The following is a 16004-nucleotide window of genomic DNA, read 5'->3' as shown; positions in this document are numbered from 1 at the left end:
CAGACGATCGACCCGGCCCTCGGTAGGGGTGGTAGGGGCGGTCTCCCGGTTCCCGTCGGATCGGCGCGCGGTGGCTCGGCTGCGTCGAAAAGGGGCCGCTCCAGGCCGAAGGCCGGGGGAGAGCCCCCGTGCGGAGCATCGGCGACCGACGAGAGGCCGGCGAGGTGCGCACCCCAACCACCGCGAGCCCGACGGGCACCGGGAGACCGCTGCGGGTCGCCTCATAGACTCCGGGGCATGGATAGCGAACCTGCGGTCGAGGTGACCGGCCTGGTGAAGCGGTACGGGCCGAAGACGGCGGTGGACGGGCTCGACCTGACCGTCCGGCGCGGCACCGTGACCGCCGTGCTCGGGCCGAACGGCGCCGGGAAGACCACCACGATCGAGACCTGCGAGGGCTTCCGCCGCCCCGACGCCGGGACGGTCCGGGTGCTCGGCCTCGACCCGGTCGCCGACGCCGCCGCGCTCCGCCCCCGGGTCGGCGTGATGCTCCAGGCCGGCGGCGTCTACCCCGGCGCCCGCGCGGTCGAGATGCTCCGGCACACCGCCAGGCTGCACGCCCACCCGCTCGACGTGGACGCCTTGGTCGAGCGGCTCGGCCTCGGCTCCTGCGGCCGGACCACCTACCGCCGGCTCTCCGGCGGCCAGCAGCAGCGGCTGGCCCTGGCGATGGCCGTGGTCGGCCGCCCGGAGCTGGTCTTCCTGGACGAGCCCACCGCCGGGCTCGACCCGCAGGCCCGCCGGGCCACCTGGGAGCTGGTCCGCGACCTGCGCCGGGACGGCGTGAGCGTGGTGCTGACCACCCATCACCTGGACGAGGCCGAGCAGCTGGCCGACGAGGTGGCGATCGTGGACGGCGGCCGGGTGATCGCCGGGGGCACCGTCGAGCAGCTCTGCCGGGGCGGCTCGGAGAGCAGCCTGCACTTCGACGGCCCGGCCGGGCTCGACCTCGGCTCGCTGCACAAGGTGCTGCCGGACGGCGCCTCGGCCACCGAGCCGGCCCCCGGCTCGTACCGGGTGGAGGCCCCGCTCGGGCCCGAGCTGCTGGCCACCGTCACCGCCTGGTGCGCCTCGGTCGGGGTGATGCCCGAACGCCTGACGGTGCGTCGGCGCAGCCTCGAAGACGTCTTCCTCGAACTGACCGGCCGGGAGCTCCGATGACCACGTACGAACCCAGGCCCGGCGCCGCGCCGGTCGGCCGGATGCTGCTGGCGCAGACCGCGTTCGAGACGAAGATGCTGCTGCGCAACGGGGAGCAGCTGCTGCTCACCGTGGTGATCCCGACCGTGCTGCTGGTGCTGTTCAGCGCGGTGGACGTGGTGGACGTGACCGGGCCCGGCAAGCGGGTCGACTTTCTGGCGCCGGGGCTGCTGGCGCTGGCGGTGATGTCCACCGCGTTCACCGGGCAGGCGATCGCCACCGGCTTCGAGCGGCGCTACGGCGTGCTCAAGCGCCTGGGTGCCAGCCCACTGCCGCGCTGGGCGCTGCTGACCGCGAAGACCGGCTGCGTGCTGGTCACCGAGCTGCTCCAGGTGGCGCTGCTCTCGGTGATCGCGCTCGGCCTGGGCTGGTCGCCGCAGGGCAGCCCGCTCTCGGTGGCGGCGCTGCTGGTGCTGGGCACCGCCGCGTTCTCCGGCCTCGGGCTGCTGATGACGGGCACGCTCCGGGCGGAGGCCACGCTGGCCGCGGCCAACCTGGTCTTCGTGCTGCTGCTGCTGGCGGGCGGCGTGGTCGTCCCGCTGTCGAAGTTCCCGGCGGCGGTCCAGCCGGTGCTGGAGCTGCTGCCGATCAGCGCGCTCTCGGACGGGCTGCGGACCGTCCTGCAGGACGGCGCCGGGATGCCCTGGGCGGACCTGGGCATCCTCGGCGCCTGGGCAGCGGTCGGCCTGGGCCTGGCGGCCCGGTTCTTCCGCTGGGAGTGACTAGCGCGAGCGGCGACGGGTGAGGAACACCAGTGCGCCGCCGACGACGAGCACCCCGCCACCGGCCGCAGCGATCAGCCCGGCGTTGCTGCCGCCGCCGGTCTCGGCCAGCTGCGGGCCGGTCGGCTTCGGCGGGGCCGGCTTGCTCACCGAGGGGGTCGGGGTGGGCGTGACCTTCGGCGGCGTCGGTGTCGGGGAGGGCGACGGCGGCGGGCAGGGGGTGACCGTGCCGGTCTTGGTGACCGGGCTCTTCGGCTCCTCGTCGGTGGTGATGGTGAGCACCACCGGCAGGTCCGCGGTGTGCGCCTTGACCGGGAAGTCCTGGCTGAACGAGGCGCCGAACTCCTTCTTGTCCAGCAGCTTCTCGCCATCCACCGTGAGGGTGATCCGGTTGGTGAACTGCGGGTTGTAGCTGGCCACCCTGATGCTGACCTTGTCGCAGCTCAGCGTCCACTCCGAGGTGTGCGCCGCCGCGCTGCCGGCCAGCAGCAGCGGGGTGAGCGCCCCCAGCCCCACCGCGCCCGCGAGCAGCCCGCCGGGTATTCCGCGCAGCCTTGCCATCGTGTTCTTCCCTCCCGAACGTCCTTGTCCGACAAGGGCTTTGACCCTCGTACGGACCTTCGGGGGCGGACTCTACCCGCGGTCGGCCGACGACCTGCCGGACTTGACGAAAAACGCACACCCGCCGATCAGGAGCGATCGGCGGGTGTGCGTACCGTGCTGCCGGGGCGTCAGGCCCGGCGGGCGCCACGACGGCGGGCGGCCACCGCGATGCCGACGCCGGCGCCGAGCACCAGCACGCCACCGACGGTCAGCGGCAGGATGCCGCTCGCGCCGGTGAAGGCCAGACCGCCGCCACCGTTGCCGGGGGCCGACGGGCTCGGGGCGGGCGTGCCGGGCGCCGAGGCGGACGGACTGCCACTACCACCCGGGGTCGGCGAACCGCTGCCGCTCGGGGTGGGCGAACCGCTCGGGCTCGGCGACGGGCTGCCGGACGGCGTGCCGCTGGGGCTCGCGGACGGCGTGGCCGGCGGGGTGGTCTCGACCACGGTGGTCGGCAGGCAGCCGGTGAACGGGTAGTGGTGGGTCTCCGCACCGCCCTTGCCGGTCAGCGACTTGGCGATCACCGAGCCGTTCACCGGGCCGCCGCTGCCGAGGTCGAAGGCGGCGTTCGGGGCGAGCACGCTGCCCGGCCAGGCGTTGCCGCTCTTCTTGGTCACCTTGGTGGCGTTCGGGAAGTTCCAGAGCAGCTTCTCGCGGATCTTCCCGCCGGCCGCGCTCTGCAGCTTGTCGTCGTTGAGGTAGCTCTTGGTGGCCTCGTCCCAGAGGAAGAAGCCGGTGGTGCCGGCCTGGTCCTGGTCGTAGGCGTCCTCCACCGAGCTGATCACCGTCACGGAGCCGGCCGGCACCTTGAGGAAGAACTCCTTGGCGCCGGTGAGCATGTGCTTCGGGAGGACGAAGCTGTTCAGCGTCGCGTCCGTACCGGTCAGGGTCAGCTTGCCGCCGTCCAGGGACATCGTCCCCGCACCCGGCTTGACCAGCTCGGCGGAGAGCGAGCGCAGCTTGGTGAACTCGGCCGCGAAGTCGATCGGCGAGGCGCCCTTGGTGACGGTGCCCGCGTGCGCCTCGGCCTTGCCGTTGAGGGTGCCGGCGTAGACGCCGTTGCCCTTCATCACCTGGACGTTTCCGGTCAGGTTGCCGCCGACCACCAGGGCGTTGCCGCCCGGGAGCTTGGCGACCTGGTCGGCGGTCAGTTCGTTGCCGACCGAGAAGCCGCCGGTGAAGTCGGCGTTGCCGCCGATCGCGACCGCGCCCTCGGCGTCGGGGGTGTGGGTGTCGTTCCCCTCGATGAACTCGCCGTAGAGGTTGGCCGTGCCGAAGGTGCGACAGTTCTCGGCGGCCGGGACGGCGAGGGCCGCAGGGGCGACCAGCGCGCCGAGGGCGAGGGAGCCACCGAGCGCGAGCGCGGCGGCGGGTACGGATATGCGCATGTGCAGGATCTCCGCTGTAGGTGCGGCCAAACAGGTATGGCTCAGGCCGCACTCTGTCGATCACCCCCGGCATTGGTCAAGACCAATGTCCGTTTCTGTCCGACAGATCCGTTTTGCCCGACGGGCCGGGCGGGCGGGCGTCGCGCAGACCCGTGGCCGGACGCCCGGTCGGAGGGTGTGCGTAATTTCGATCCGATTACAAGGTTCACGCAGACCGGTACAGAGCGGACATTGACTCCGAATCAGGCCGTCCGGGTCGACTACGGTCGGCCGGGCAGGGTTCAGTCGCGGCTCTCCCGACGCCTGCCTCCGCCGCGAAGGGCCGAACCGTCATGTCTCCCGAGCTTTCCACGCCCCCCGATCCGGCACCGACCCTGGTCGGCCGGACACCCCGGCGGACCGGTGAGGTCTCGGCCCCCGTCGTGGAGGTGTGACGTGTCCTCGTTCCCGCAGCACATCGAGACCATGGAGCTCCGCGTCCCGCCGCCCCGGCAGCCGGAACCGCAGGTCGCGCCGCAGCCCGTGGACGAGCAGCCGCCCGCCCCCAAGCCCCGCTCGGGCGGCCGGGACCGCTACCTGGACCTGCTGCGCGCGCTGGCGCTGTTCCGGGTGGTGATCTACCACAACTTCAGCTGGGCCTGGCTGCCGCTGGTCTTCCCCTCGATGGGCGTGATGTTCGCGCTGGCCGGCTCGCTGATGGCCCGTTCGCTGAGCCGTCCCGCGGTCACCGTGATCCGCGGCCGACTGCGCCGGCTGCTGCCGCCGCTCTGGCTGTTCGGCGTGATAACCATCGGCCTGAGCCTGCTGGACGGCTGGGGTCCGAACTCCGAGGGCCACCCCGGCTGGTGGTGGGGCAAGCTGGTCTTCTGGATCATGCCGCTGAGCACCCCGCCGTTCGCCGAGGGCACGCTGTCCGGCTTCGGCGGCCTCCTGGAGCCCGGCTGGGCCGAGCAGGTGGGGGTACCGCTCTGGTACCTGCGGGCCTACCTCTGGTACGTGCTGCTCTCGCCGCTGATGCTGAAGGCGCTGCGCCGCTTCCCGGTGGTCACCATCCTCACCCCGCTGGCGATGGCGCTCTGCTCCGGCCTGGTCCCGCAGGACGGCCGGCTCTGGGAGACCCTCTCCGACTTCACCACCTTCGGCTCCTGCTGGGTGCTCGGGATGGCCCACCAGGAGGGCCTGCTGCGCAAGCTGCCGCAGTACGTCGCGCCCTCGATCGCCCCGCTGATCATGCTGGCCGGCTACTGGTGGCTGAGCAGCCGCCCGGTGGAGGACCCGACCGAGGTCGGCGACCTGGAGAGCGTGCCGATCGCGCAGGCCGTCTGGTCGTTCGGCTTCGTCCTGCTGCTGCTCCACCTGAGCCCGTCCTGGCAGAACTGGCCGGGGCCGCTGCAACGCTGGAACGGACTGATCAGCCTGCTCAACGCCCGGGCGGTGAGCGTCTACCTCTGGCACACCATGGCCCTGGAGCTCTCGGTGCCGATCATCGACCTGGCCTGGCGGAGTGACTGGGCATCGGCCAACCTGGCCTGGCTGCTGAACACCCGCTATCCACAGTTCCTGGTCGCGCTGCCACTGATCGCCCTGTTCGTGCTGACCTTCGGCTGGGTCGAGGACCTGGCCGCCGGGCGCTCGCCCCGGCTGTTCCCCTGGCCCCGCCGGATCAAGGGCCGCCGCCGGGCCGGCTGAGACCGACCCGGCAGCGCAGCGGAGGGGGGTGCGCATTGATCATCTGTCAGGCGAATTACAGTGATTCCCGTGCATACCCCCTCCTCCCTCCTCGCCACCCGCTGGCAGCCGACCGCCGCGACCGTCCGGCGGGCCGCGCTCGCCGCCCTGGTGATGAGCGTGGTGATCGTGATGACCGGCGGCGCCGTCCGGCTCACCGCCTCCGGGCTCGGCTGCTCGACCTGGCCGCGCTGCACCGCCGACAGCCTGACCCCGACGGCCGAGATGGGCCTGCACGGGGTCATCGAGTTCACCAACCGGATGCTCACCTACGTGCTGTGCGCGGCGGTCGCCTGGGTCACCCTGGCGGCCCGCTGTCACCGACCGTGGCGACGGAGCATCACCAAGCTGGGCTGGGCGCAGTTCTGGCTGGTGATGAGCAACGCCGTGCTGGGCGGGATCACCGTGCTGACCGGGCTCAACCCGTACATCGTGGGTGCGCACCTGGTCGCCGCGCTGGGCCTGGTCTGGGTCGCGCTGCTGACCTGGGAGCGGGCCAAGGAGGGTGACGGCGCGCCCGAGGCCCTGGTGGGCCTGCCGGTGACCCGGCTGGCCAACGTGCTGGTGCTGGCGATCGGTCTGCTGGTGGTGGCGGGGACGCTGGTCACCGGTGCGGGTCACCACCCGGGCGCCTCCAGCTCGGACGGCAAGCCGGTGTACCGGATCCCGATCGACTACGACCGGCTGGCCCAGCTGCACACCGACCTGGCCTTCCTCTCCTTCGGCCTGGCGATCGCGGCGGTCTTCGTGTTCGCCGCCGTCAAGGCCCCGGCGGCCGCCCGGGCCCGGGCGAAGGAGCTGCTGGTGGTGCTGTCGGCGCAGGGCCTGATCGGCTTCGTCCAGTACTTCACCGACGCGCCCGAGATCCTGGTCGGCCTGCACATGCTGGGCGCCGCGCTGGTCTGGATCGCCGCGCTGCGCATCCCGCTGGCGCTGCGCCGCCGGGCCGAGCTGCCCGCCCCTGTGGTGCCGGCCCAGGAGCTGCAGGACGCCTGACGGACCAAGGTCGAAGGCCCGGACCCGGTGACCGGGTCCGGGCCTTCGACGTACCGTCAGCCGCCGATCTGGATACCGGCCATCCGCTTCCACTCGTAGGCGCCGGTGCGCACCCTGAGCGCCAGCTCGCCCTCGAAGTCGTCGTGCAGCTTCAGCCCGGCCAGCTCGGCCGCCCGCAGGCCGACGGCGTAGGTCGGGGCGACCTGGTCGCCCCAGGAGCCGTCCGCGCCGACCAGCACGATCCGGGTGGCCATGCCGCCGACGTACTCGACGACGCCCTCGGCGCTGCCGCCGTGCTGCTCGGCGAAGCTCCGGATGTGCTTGGCGATGCGCTTGGCGCGGCGCTCGGCACGGGCGTCCGGCGCGGCGGTGGTGGCGGTCTCTGCGCTGCTCATGTCCGGCATGCTACCGATGAGTAGTCGCACTGGCGACGGGAGCGGCGTGTGGAGCGGGCCACATAGGGTGCTGGTGTGACCTTCGAAGGCTGGCCCGCCGAGGCCCTTGAGTTCTACGAGCAGCTGGAGACCGACAACTCCCGGATCTTCTGGCAGGCGCACAAGTCGCGCTACGAGCAGGACGTCCGGGCCCCGATGGCGGCCCTGCTGGAGGCCCTGGAGCCGGAGTTCGGGCCCGGGAAGATCTTCCGGCCGAACCGGGACGTCCGGTTCAGCGCCGACAAGTCGCCGTACAAGACCCACGTCGGCGGCCATCTGGCGGGCGGCGGCTACATCCAGCTCTCCGCCGACGGGCTGGCCTGCGGCAACGGCATGTACCAGCTGGCCACCGACCAACTCGCCCGGTACCGGGCGGCGGTGGCCGAGGACGTCAGCGGCGCCGAGCTGCTTCGGGTGATCGCCGCCGTCGAGGCCGCCGGGCCCCGCGTGCACGGCCGGGACGCGCTGAAGACCGCCCCGCGCGGCTTCGCCAAGGACCACCCGAGGATCGAACTGCTGCGCAACAAGGGCCTGGTGGCCTGGCAGGAGTGGGAGCCGGCCGCCTGGCTGGGCACCGCGCAGGCGCTGGACCGGATCGCCGGCTTCCTGCGCGCCTCGCAGCCGCTGATGGCCTGGCTGGAGGGGCACGTCGGCCCGAGCGAGCTGCCCGGGCGATGAGAAAGGGCCCTGCCTCGACGAGGCAGGGCCCTTCTCCGACGGTGCGTCAGGGGATGAACGGGTCCACCGCGATGACCACGAAGAGCAGGGTCAGATAGGTGATCGACCAGTGGAACAGCCGCATCTCCTTCAGCTTGGCCCCGACCAGCCCGGCCTTGGCGCGGGCGTGCAGCCCGTGCGCCTCCTTGAGCCAGAACGCGCCGAGCACCACGGCCGAGACCGGGTACAGCCAGCTGGTGTGCGCCAGCGGCCAGAGCGCCAGCGAGACCAGCACCATCACCCAGGAGTACGCCACGATCTGCCGGGCCACCGCGAGGTTGCCCTTGAGCACCGGCAGCATCGGGACGCCGGCCCGGGCGTAGTCGTCCCGCACCTTCATCGAGAGCGGCCAGTAGTGCGGCGGAGTCCAGAAGAAGATCACCAGGAACAGCACCAGCGCGGACCAGGACACCGAGTCGGTCACCGCGGCCCAGCCGACGAAGACCGGCATGCAGCCGGCGATGCCGCCCCAGACGATGTTCTGGGCCGTCCGCCGCTTCAGGCCCAGCGTGTAGACGAAGACGTAGAACAGCAGGGCGGTCAGCGCGAGGCCGGCGGCCAGCGGGTTGACCAGCAGCCAGAGCCAGACCGTGGAGGCGATCGCCAGCGCGATGCCGAAGACCAGCGCCTCCGGCGGCGAGACCATGCCGGTCACCAGCGGGCGGCGCTCGGTACGGGTCATCACCGCGTCGATGTCGCGGTCGATGTACATGTTGAGCGCGTTGGCGCCGCCGGCCGAGAGGTAACCGCCGATCACCACCCAGAGCACCAGCAGCAGATCGGGGACACCGCGCTGCGCCAGGAACATCACCGGAACGGTGGTGATCAGCAGCAGTTCGATGATCCGAGGCTTGGTCAGTGCGACGAACGCCCCGACACGGGCCCCGAGCGGCCGGCGCGCGGGAGTCGTCCCCACCACCCCGGCAGGGCGGGATTCAACGGCGGTCACGGACACCCCAACTCACGATGAATCTTCACAGGCGTCCTCGGAACCAGATGGAGCCGATCCGTCCGCGCTGCGCGTACCACGCCACCTTAGACGCTCCATATACCTCGATCGGCCCCGGGGTCCTCCGGCGAGGCGGAACCGCACACCGCCGGGTGAATCACCGCAAACCGCCCTGTCCCCCGTCTTGCTCCGTGGACGCGCCGAGCGGGCCGATCCGGGCGAGGGTAGGACGGGGCCGCACGTGACACGGTATTCGGGAATCCGAGCCGGAAAGTCCTGGTTGTCCCGCCACGCAGGGTGAAGGTCCGCCCGGGCGGTAGGCTCGCACAGAGAAGCGGGATCAACCCTCCGTGACCGGAACCAACGAGACGTCAGGCCCACAGCGACGTGGCCGACCGGTCCCTCACGGGGTCACTCTTCATATACGGAAGGAGCCCTGAGACAGGGTGAGCACCACGCCGAACGTTTTCGAGTGGACCGAGCTGGATCAGCGGACGGTCGACACGGCCCGGGTCCTGGCCATGGACGCGGTCCAGAAGGTCGGCAACGGACACCCGGGGACGGCCATGTCGCTGGCCCCCGCGGCGTACCTGATCTTCCAGCGCTTCCTGCGCCACGACCCCACGGACCCGGCCTGGGTCGGCCGCGACCGCTTCGTGCTCTCCCCCGGGCACACCTCGCTCACGCTCTACACCCAGCTCTACCTGTCGGGTTACGGGCTCTCGCTCGACGACCTGAAGGCGTTCCGGGTCGCGGGCAGCCGCACCCCCGGGCACCCGGAGCACGGTCACACCGCCGGGGTCGAGACCACCACCGGGCCGCTCGGCCAGGGCATCGCCAACGCGGTGGGCATGGCGATGGCCGCCCGCTACGAGCGCGGCCTGTTCGACCCGGAGGCCGCCCCGGGCACCTCCCCGTTCGACCACACCATCTGGTCCATCGTCAGCGACGGCGACCTGGAGGAGGGCATCTCCGCCGAGGCCTCCTCGCTGGCGGGCCACCAGAAGCTGGGCAACCTGGTCGCGCTGTACGACGACAACCACATCTCGATCGAGGGCGACACCGACACCGCCTTCTCCGAGGACGTGCTGGCCCGGTACGAGGCGTACGGCTGGCACGTCCAGCGGGTCACCCCGAAGTCGGACGGCGACATCGACGTGCTGGCGCTGGCCAACGCGCTGGAGGCGGCCAAGGCCGAGACCTCGCGCCCGTCCATCATCGCGATGCGCACGATCATCGCCTGGCCGGCCCCCGACGCGCAGAACACCGCCAAGGCGCACGGCTCGGCGCTCGGCGACGCGGAGATCGCGGCCACCAAGAAGGTGCTGGGCTTCGACCCGCAGAAGACCTTCGAGGTCACCGATGCGGTGATCAACCACGCCCGCGAGGTCGTGCAGCGCGGCAAGGCCGCCCGGCACGAGTGGGAGAAGTCGTTCCACGCCTGGCGCGAGGCCGACGCCGCCCGGGCCGCCGAGTTCGACCGGATCACCGCCGGTGAGCTGCCCGACGGCTGGGAGAAGGCCGTCCCGGTCTTCCCGGCCGGCAAGGAGGTCGCGACCCGCAAGGCGTCCGGCGACACCCTCAAGGCGCTCGGCGCGGTGATCCCGGAGCTGTGGGGCGGCTCGGCCGACCTCGCGGAGTCCAACCTCACCACCATCGACGAGGGCAGCTCCTTCCTCCCCGAGGGCAACCCGCTGAAGTCGGCCAACCCCTACGGCCGGACCATCCACTTCGGCATCCGCGAGCACGCCATGGGATCGACCATGAACGGCATCGCGCTGCACGGGAACACCCGCGTGTTCGGCGGCACCTTCCTGGTCTTCGCCGACTACATGCGCCCGGCCGTCCGGCTGGCCGCGCTGATGAAGCTGCCGGTCACCTACGTCTGGACGCACGACTCGATCGGCCTCGGCGAGGACGGCCCGACCCACCAGCCGGTCGAGCACCTGGCCTCGCTGCGCGCCATCCCGGGCCTGGCCATGGTCCGCCCGGCCGACGCCAACGAGACCGCGGTCGCCTGGCACACCATCCTGGAGCGGCAGACCAGCCACCCGGGCCCGGTCGGCCTGGCCCTCACCCGGCAGAACGTGCCGACCTGGGACCGCGAGGTCTTCGGCTCCGCCGAGGGCACCGCCAAGGGCGGCTACGTGCTGGCCGAGGCCAGCGACTCGGCGCCGAAGGTGATCCTGATCGGCACCGGCTCCGAGGTCCAGCTCGCGGTCACCGCGCGTGAGGAGCTGGAGGCCGACGGCATCCCGACCCGCGTGGTATCGATGCCGTCCATCGAGTGGTTCAACGAGCAGGACCAGGCGTACCGGGACAGCGTGCTGCCCCCGAACGTCCGTGCCCGGGTCTCGGTCGAGGCCGGTATCGCGCAGGGCTGGCGCGAGCTGGTCGGCGACGCCGGTCGGATCATCAGCCTGGAGCACTTCGGTGCTTCGGCCGACTACAAGGTGCTCTTCCGCGAGTTCGGCCTGACCGCCGACGCGGTGGCCAACGCCGCCCGCGCCTCGCTACGCACCGTCGAGGCCATCTCGCGCTAGTCGTACCCCGGGGGGTCGGGTGCCTCCGGGCGCCCGACCCCGTCTGACTGCCCAACCGAAAAAGAGGAAGTAGCACCATGACTGACGCACTGAAGCGCCTCAGCGACGAGGGCGTGGCGATCTGGCTGGACGACCTGAGCCGGGACCGGCTGACCTCCGGGAACCTGGCCGAGCTGGTGCAGGGCAAGCACGTGGTCGGCGTCACCACCAACCCGACCATCTTCCAGAAGGCCATCGGCGGCGGCAGCACCGCCTACGACGGCCAGCTGCGTGACCTGGCGGTCCGCAAGGTCACCACCGACGAGGCGATCCGCATGATCACCACCTCGGACGTACGGGACGCGGCCGACGTGCTGCGCCCGGTCTACGACGCCAGCAACGGCCGCGACGGCCGGGTCTCGATCGAGGTCGACCCCCGCCTGGCGCACCGGACCGCGCCCACCGTCGCCGAGGCCAAGCAGCTGTGGTGGCTGGTGGACCGCCCGAACGTGCTGATCAAGATCCCCGCCACCAAGGCCGGCCTGCCCGCGATCGCCGAGGTGCTCGGCAAGGGCATCAGCGTCAACGTCACGCTGATCTTCTCGCTGGAGCGCTACCGCGCGGTGATGGACGCCTACCTGACCGGTCTCGAGACCGCCAAGGCCGGCGGCCTGGACCTGTCCCAGATCGAGTCGGTCGCCTCCTTCTTCGTGTCCCGGGTGGACACCGAGATCGACAAGCGCCTGGACAAGATCGGCGGCGACGCGAAGAACCTCCGCTCCAAGGCCGCGCTGGCCAACGCCCGGCTGGCGTACCAGGCGTACGAGGAGGTGTTCGGCAGCGAGCGCTGGAAGGCGCTGGAGGCGGCCGGCGCCAAGCCGCAGCGTCCGCTCTGGGCCTCCACCGGTGTCAAGGACCCGAACCTCCCGGACACCCTGTACGTCACCGAGCTGGTCGCCCCCGGCACCGTGAACACGATGCCCGAGGCCACCCTGGACGCCACCGGCGACCACGGCGTGATCACCGGCGACACCATCACCCCCAACTACGCCGACGCGCAGGCCCTGATGGACGCCATCGCGGCGGCCGGCGTGGACTACGACGACGTGGTGCAGGTGCTGGAGGACGAGGGCGTGGAGAAGTTCGAGCAGTCCTGGATCGAGCTGCTCGACACCGTCACCGCCTCGCTGGCCTCCTTCGGCGACGAGAACTGACACCTGCTCACAAGCACGTTCACGGAAGCGGAGCCCCCACAGTGAGCAACGAATACCCGGAGGTCGAGCAGGGCGATCCCCCGCCCGCGCCCTCCAATCCGCTACGTGACCCCGCAGACCGACGGCTCCCGCGCATCGCGGGGCCGTCGGGCCTGGTCATCTTCGGGGTCACCGGCGACCTGTCGCGCAAGAAGCTGATGCCTGCCATCTACGACCTGGCGAACCGCGGCCTGCTGCCGCCGGGCTTCTCGCTGGTCGGTTTCGCCCGCCGCGAGTGGGAGGACGAGGACTTCGCCAAGGAGGTCCACGACGCGGTCAAGCAGCACGCCAGGACCCCCTTCCGCGAGGAGGTCTGGCAGCAACTGGCCAAGGGCATGCGGTTCGTCCAGGGCACCTTCGACGACGACGACGCCTTCGACACCCTGCGCAAGACCATCGAGGAGCTCGACCAGGCCCAGGGGACGGGCGGCAACTTCGCCTTCTACCTCTCGGTGCCGCCGAAGTTCTTCCCCAACGTGGTCCAGCAGCTGAAGAAGCACGGCCTGGCCGACCCGCCGCAGGGCTCCTGGCGCCGCGCGGTGATCGAGAAGCCGTTCGGTCACAACCTGGAGAGCGCCCAGGAGTTGAACCGGATCGTGCACGAGGTCTTCCCCCGTGACGAGGTCTTCCGAATCGACCACTACCTCGGCAAGGAGACCGTCCAGAACATCCTGGCGCTCCGCTTCGCCAACACCATGTTCGAACCGATCTGGAACCGGTCGTACGTCGACCACGTGCAGATCACCATGGCCGAGGACATCGGGATCGGCGGCCGGGCCGGGTACTACGACGGCATCGGCTCCGCCCGCGACGTGATCCAGAACCACCTGCTCCAGCTGATGGCGCTGACCGCCATCGAGGAGCCCGCGTCGTTCCACCCCAAGGCGCTGGTGGCCGAGAAGCTCAAGGTGCTCAGCGCCGTGCAGCTCCCCGAGGACCTGGGCAAGCACACCGTGCGCGGCCAGTACGCGGCCGGCTGGCAGGGCGGCGAGGAGGTGGTCGGCTACCTGGACGAGGACGGCATCGACCCCAACTCCAAGACCGACACCTACGCGGCCATCAAGCTGGAGATCAACAACCGCCGCTGGGCGGGCGTGCCGTTCTACCTGCGCACCGGCAAGCGGCTGGGCCGCCGGGTCACCGAGATCGCGGTGGTCTTCCAGCGCGCCCCGTACCTGCCGTTCGACTCCTACGCCACCGAGGAGCTGGGGCAGAACGCCCTGGTGATCCGGGTGCAGCCGGACGAGGGCGTCACGGTGCGGTTCGGCTCCAAGGTGCCGGGCACCTCCTTCGAGGTCCGGGACGTCACGATGGACTTCGCCTACGGCGAGTCCTTCACCGAGTCCAGCCCCGAGGCGTACGAGCGGCTCATCCTGGACGTGCTGCTCGGCGACGCCAACCTGTTCCCCCGTCACCAGGAGGTCGAGCTGTCCTGGGACATCCTCGACCCGATCGAGCAGTACTGGGACACCCACGGCAAGCCCGCCCAGTACCCCTCCGGCACCTGGGGACCGACCGAGGCGGACGAGATGCTGGCACGAGACGGCAGGAGCTGGCGGCGCCCATGAAGATCGACCTGACCGACACCACGTCCAGCAAGATCAACGCTGCGTTGATGGACGCCCGCCGGGCCAGCGGTTCGACCGCGGCCGGCATGGTGCTCACCCTGGTGATCGTGACCGACGAGGGCAGCGCGTACGACGCCCTCAAGGCCGCCAACGACGCCTCCCGCGAGCACCCCTCGCGCACCCTGGCCGTCATCAAGCGGGCCGGGCGCTCGCCCCGGGCCCGGGCCGAGACCCGGCTGGACGCCGAGATCCTGGTCGGCTCCGACGCGGGCTCGGGCGAGACCGTCATCCTCCGGATGCACGGCGAACTCGTCGCGCACGCCCAGTCGGTGGTGCTGCCGCTGCTGCTGCCGGACGCCCCCGTGGTGGTCTGGTGGCCGGAGAACGCCCCGCAGCACCCGGCGCAGGACCCGCTCGGCGCGATCGCCCAGCGCCGGATCACCGACGCGGTCACCGCCGAGTCCCCGGTCGGCCAGCTCGCCCAGCGGGCGGCCAGCTACACCCCCGGCGACACCGACCTCGCCTGGACCAGGATCACCGGCTGGCGCTCGATGCTGGCCGCCGCCCTGGACCAGCGCCCGGTCGAGATCACCTCGGCCGTGGTGGCGGGCGAGTCGTACAACCCGAGTGTCGAGCTGCTCGGCCTCTGGCTGACGAACCGCCTGCACATCCCGGTCGAACGGGTGGTCACCGGCGGCCCCGGCATCACCTCGGTCACCCTGCGGACCAAGGGCGGCGACATCGTCCTGGACCGTCCGGACGGCCTGATGGGCACGCTCTCGATGCCCGGTGCGCCGGACCGTCAGGTCGCGCTCAAGCGGCGGGAGACCTCGGAGCTGATCGCCGAGGAGCTGCGCCGGCTCGACCCGGACGACATCTACGCGGCCGCGGTGCGGACCCCGGTGGACGCGCTCAAGGAGCCGGGCACCGAGGCCGCCGCACCCGCCCCGGTGATCGAGGCGGCCGTGGCCGCCCCGGCCCGGGTCACCGCCAAGGTGCCGGCCGCCGGGAAGCCCAACGCGAAGCGGACCACCGCCAAGAAGGCCGCGCCGGCCGAGAAGGCGGTGGCGAGGAAGGCCCCGGCCAAGCGCGCCACCAAGAAGGCGGGCTCGTGACCACCGTCCCGCAGCTCGTCGTCCACCGGGACAAGGAGCTGATGGCGCAGGCCGCCGCGGCCCGGCTGATCACCCGGATCGTGGACGCCCAGGCCGCCCGCGGCACCGCCTCGGTGGTGCTGACGGGTGGTCGGAACGGCAACGCCCTGCTCGCCGCGATCGCCGCCTCCCCGGCGCGCGACGCGGTGGACTGGGCGCGGCTCGACCTCTGGTGGGGCGACGAGCGCTTCGTCGCCGCCGACCACCCGGACCGGAACGCCGTCCAGGCCAGGGCCGAACTGCTGGACGCCGTCCCGCTCGACCCGGCCCGGGTGCACGCGATGCCCGCCTCGGACGGCGTGGACGGCTCCGACGTGGAGGCCGCCGCGGCCCGCTACGCCGGGGAGTTGGCGAAGGCCGCCGAGCGCGGGCCGGTGCCCGCCTTCGACGTGCTGCTGCTCGGGGTCGGCCCGGACACCCACGTCGCCTCGCTGTTCCCCGGTCACCCCGGCGTCCGGGAGACCGAGTTGAGCGTGGTCGGCGTCCGGGGTGCCCCGAAGCCCCCGCCGGTCCGGATCTCGCTCACCCTCCCGGCGATCCGGGCGGCCCGCGAGGTCTGGCTGCTGGCGGCGGGCGAGGACAAGGCCGACGCGGTCGCGCTGGCCCTCACCGGTCCCGGCGAGATCCAGGCCCCCGCCTCCGGCGCGTACGGCACCCGCCGCACGCTCTGGCTGCTCGACCGCACGGCGGCGGCCAAGATCCCGTCGCAGCTCTACCCGCCCGCCTCCGCCTGAGGCGGCGTCAGGAAGGGCCCGGCTCCGCCTCGCGGA

General features: G+C 71.9%; 14 protein-coding genes. 10 read left to right on the top strand and 4 right to left on the bottom strand.

All coding sequences use genetic code 11. The features are described from left to right. Window positions 1–237 precede the first annotated feature (237 nt). The gene (locus tag ACIRPK_RS11080; protein ID WP_403036125.1) at window positions 238–1161 is read left to right on the top strand and encodes an ABC transporter ATP-binding protein; all 924 of its coding nucleotides are present in this window, start codon (window positions 238–240) and stop codon (window positions 1159–1161) included. After that, on the top strand, window positions 1158–1922 hold the full coding sequence (locus ACIRPK_RS11075; RefSeq protein ID WP_403036122.1) for an ABC transporter permease: 765 nt from the start codon (window positions 1158–1160) through the stop codon (window positions 1920–1922). The genes ACIRPK_RS11080 and ACIRPK_RS11075 overlap by 4 nt, the downstream gene beginning before the upstream one ends. Here ACIRPK_RS11075 and ACIRPK_RS11070 read toward each other — a convergent pair whose 3' ends face one another. Next, on the bottom strand, window positions 1923–2483 hold the full coding sequence (locus ACIRPK_RS11070; RefSeq protein ID WP_403036119.1) for an LAETG motif-containing sortase-dependent surface protein: 561 nt from the start codon (window positions 2481–2483) through the stop codon (window positions 1923–1925). Between the two features lie 170 nt (window positions 2484–2653). Next, window positions 2654–3913 (bottom strand): choice-of-anchor A family protein, encoded by a 1260-nt coding sequence (locus ACIRPK_RS11065; protein ID WP_403036116.1) that lies wholly within the window; start codon window positions 3911–3913, stop codon window positions 2654–2656. A gap of 435 nt (window positions 3914–4348) precedes the next feature. On the opposite strand from ACIRPK_RS11065, the gene ACIRPK_RS11060 reads away from it, so the two are divergent. Together ACIRPK_RS11060 and ACIRPK_RS11055 are read left to right on the top strand one after the other, a co-directional pair. Next, complete coding sequence (locus ACIRPK_RS11060; protein WP_403036112.1) at window positions 4349–5602, top strand: acyltransferase; 1254 nt, start codon at window positions 4349–4351, stop codon at window positions 5600–5602. 69 nt (window positions 5603–5671) lie between these two features. Beyond that, complete coding sequence (locus ACIRPK_RS11055) at window positions 5672–6637, top strand: heme A synthase (RefSeq protein ID WP_403036109.1); 966 nt, start codon at window positions 5672–5674, stop codon at window positions 6635–6637. Between the two features lie 56 nt (window positions 6638–6693). On the opposite strand, the gene ACIRPK_RS11050 is transcribed toward ACIRPK_RS11055, so the two are convergent. Beyond that, window positions 6694–7032, bottom strand: coding sequence for a hypothetical protein (locus tag ACIRPK_RS11050; RefSeq protein ID WP_403036106.1), 339 nt, complete (start codon window positions 7030–7032; stop codon window positions 6694–6696). A gap of 75 nt (window positions 7033–7107) precedes the next feature. Between ACIRPK_RS11050 and ACIRPK_RS11045 the strand changes: the two genes are divergently transcribed. Beyond that, on the top strand, window positions 7108–7749 hold the full coding sequence (locus ACIRPK_RS11045; RefSeq protein ID WP_403036103.1) for a DUF2461 domain-containing protein: 642 nt from the start codon (window positions 7108–7110) through the stop codon (window positions 7747–7749). A 46-nt stretch (window positions 7750–7795) separates the two neighbouring features. Here the strand turns inward: ACIRPK_RS11045 and ACIRPK_RS11040 are convergent, their stop codons facing one another. Next, window positions 7796–8737: a heme o synthase gene (locus ACIRPK_RS11040; protein ID WP_403036100.1), complete on the bottom strand. Its 942-nt coding sequence runs from the start codon at window positions 8735–8737 to the stop codon at window positions 7796–7798. Between the two features lie 446 nt (window positions 8738–9183). Between ACIRPK_RS11040 and tkt the strand changes: the two genes are divergently transcribed. The 5 genes from tkt (at window position 9184) to pgl (ending at window position 15968) form a co-directional block, all read left to right on the top strand. Continuing rightward, window positions 9184–11280 carry a transketolase gene (tkt, locus tag ACIRPK_RS11035; RefSeq protein WP_403036097.1) on the top strand — a complete coding sequence of 699 codons (2097 nt, stop codon included), beginning with the start codon at window positions 9184–9186 and terminating at the stop codon, window positions 11278–11280. A gap of 77 nt (window positions 11281–11357) precedes the next feature. Then, window positions 11358–12473, top strand: a complete 1116-nt coding sequence (tal, locus tag ACIRPK_RS11030; protein ID WP_403036094.1) for a transaldolase — start codon at window positions 11358–11360, stop codon at window positions 12471–12473. 41 nt (window positions 12474–12514) lie between these two features. Then, on the top strand, window positions 12515–14080 hold the full coding sequence (zwf, locus tag ACIRPK_RS11025) for a glucose-6-phosphate dehydrogenase (protein ID WP_403036092.1): 1566 nt from the start codon (window positions 12515–12517) through the stop codon (window positions 14078–14080). Continuing rightward, entirely contained in the window at window positions 14077–15195 is a 1119-nt protein-coding gene (gene opcA / locus ACIRPK_RS11020; RefSeq protein ID WP_403036089.1) for a glucose-6-phosphate dehydrogenase assembly protein OpcA, read from the top strand. The genes zwf and opcA overlap by 4 nt, the downstream gene beginning before the upstream one ends. Further along, entirely contained in the window at window positions 15192–15968 is a 777-nt protein-coding gene (pgl, locus tag ACIRPK_RS11015) for a 6-phosphogluconolactonase (RefSeq protein ID WP_403036086.1), read from the top strand. The genes opcA and pgl overlap by 4 nt, the downstream gene beginning before the upstream one ends. The last annotated feature ends 36 nt before the right edge of the window (window positions 15969–16004 follow it).

This window comes from Kitasatospora sp. NPDC101801, assembly GCF_044766665.1.
GTDB lineage: Bacteria > Actinomycetota > Actinomycetes > Streptomycetales > Streptomycetaceae > Kitasatospora.
The sequence above is the reverse complement of the archived record's forward strand: the minus strand, read 5'-3'. Positions and strand labels throughout refer to the sequence as shown.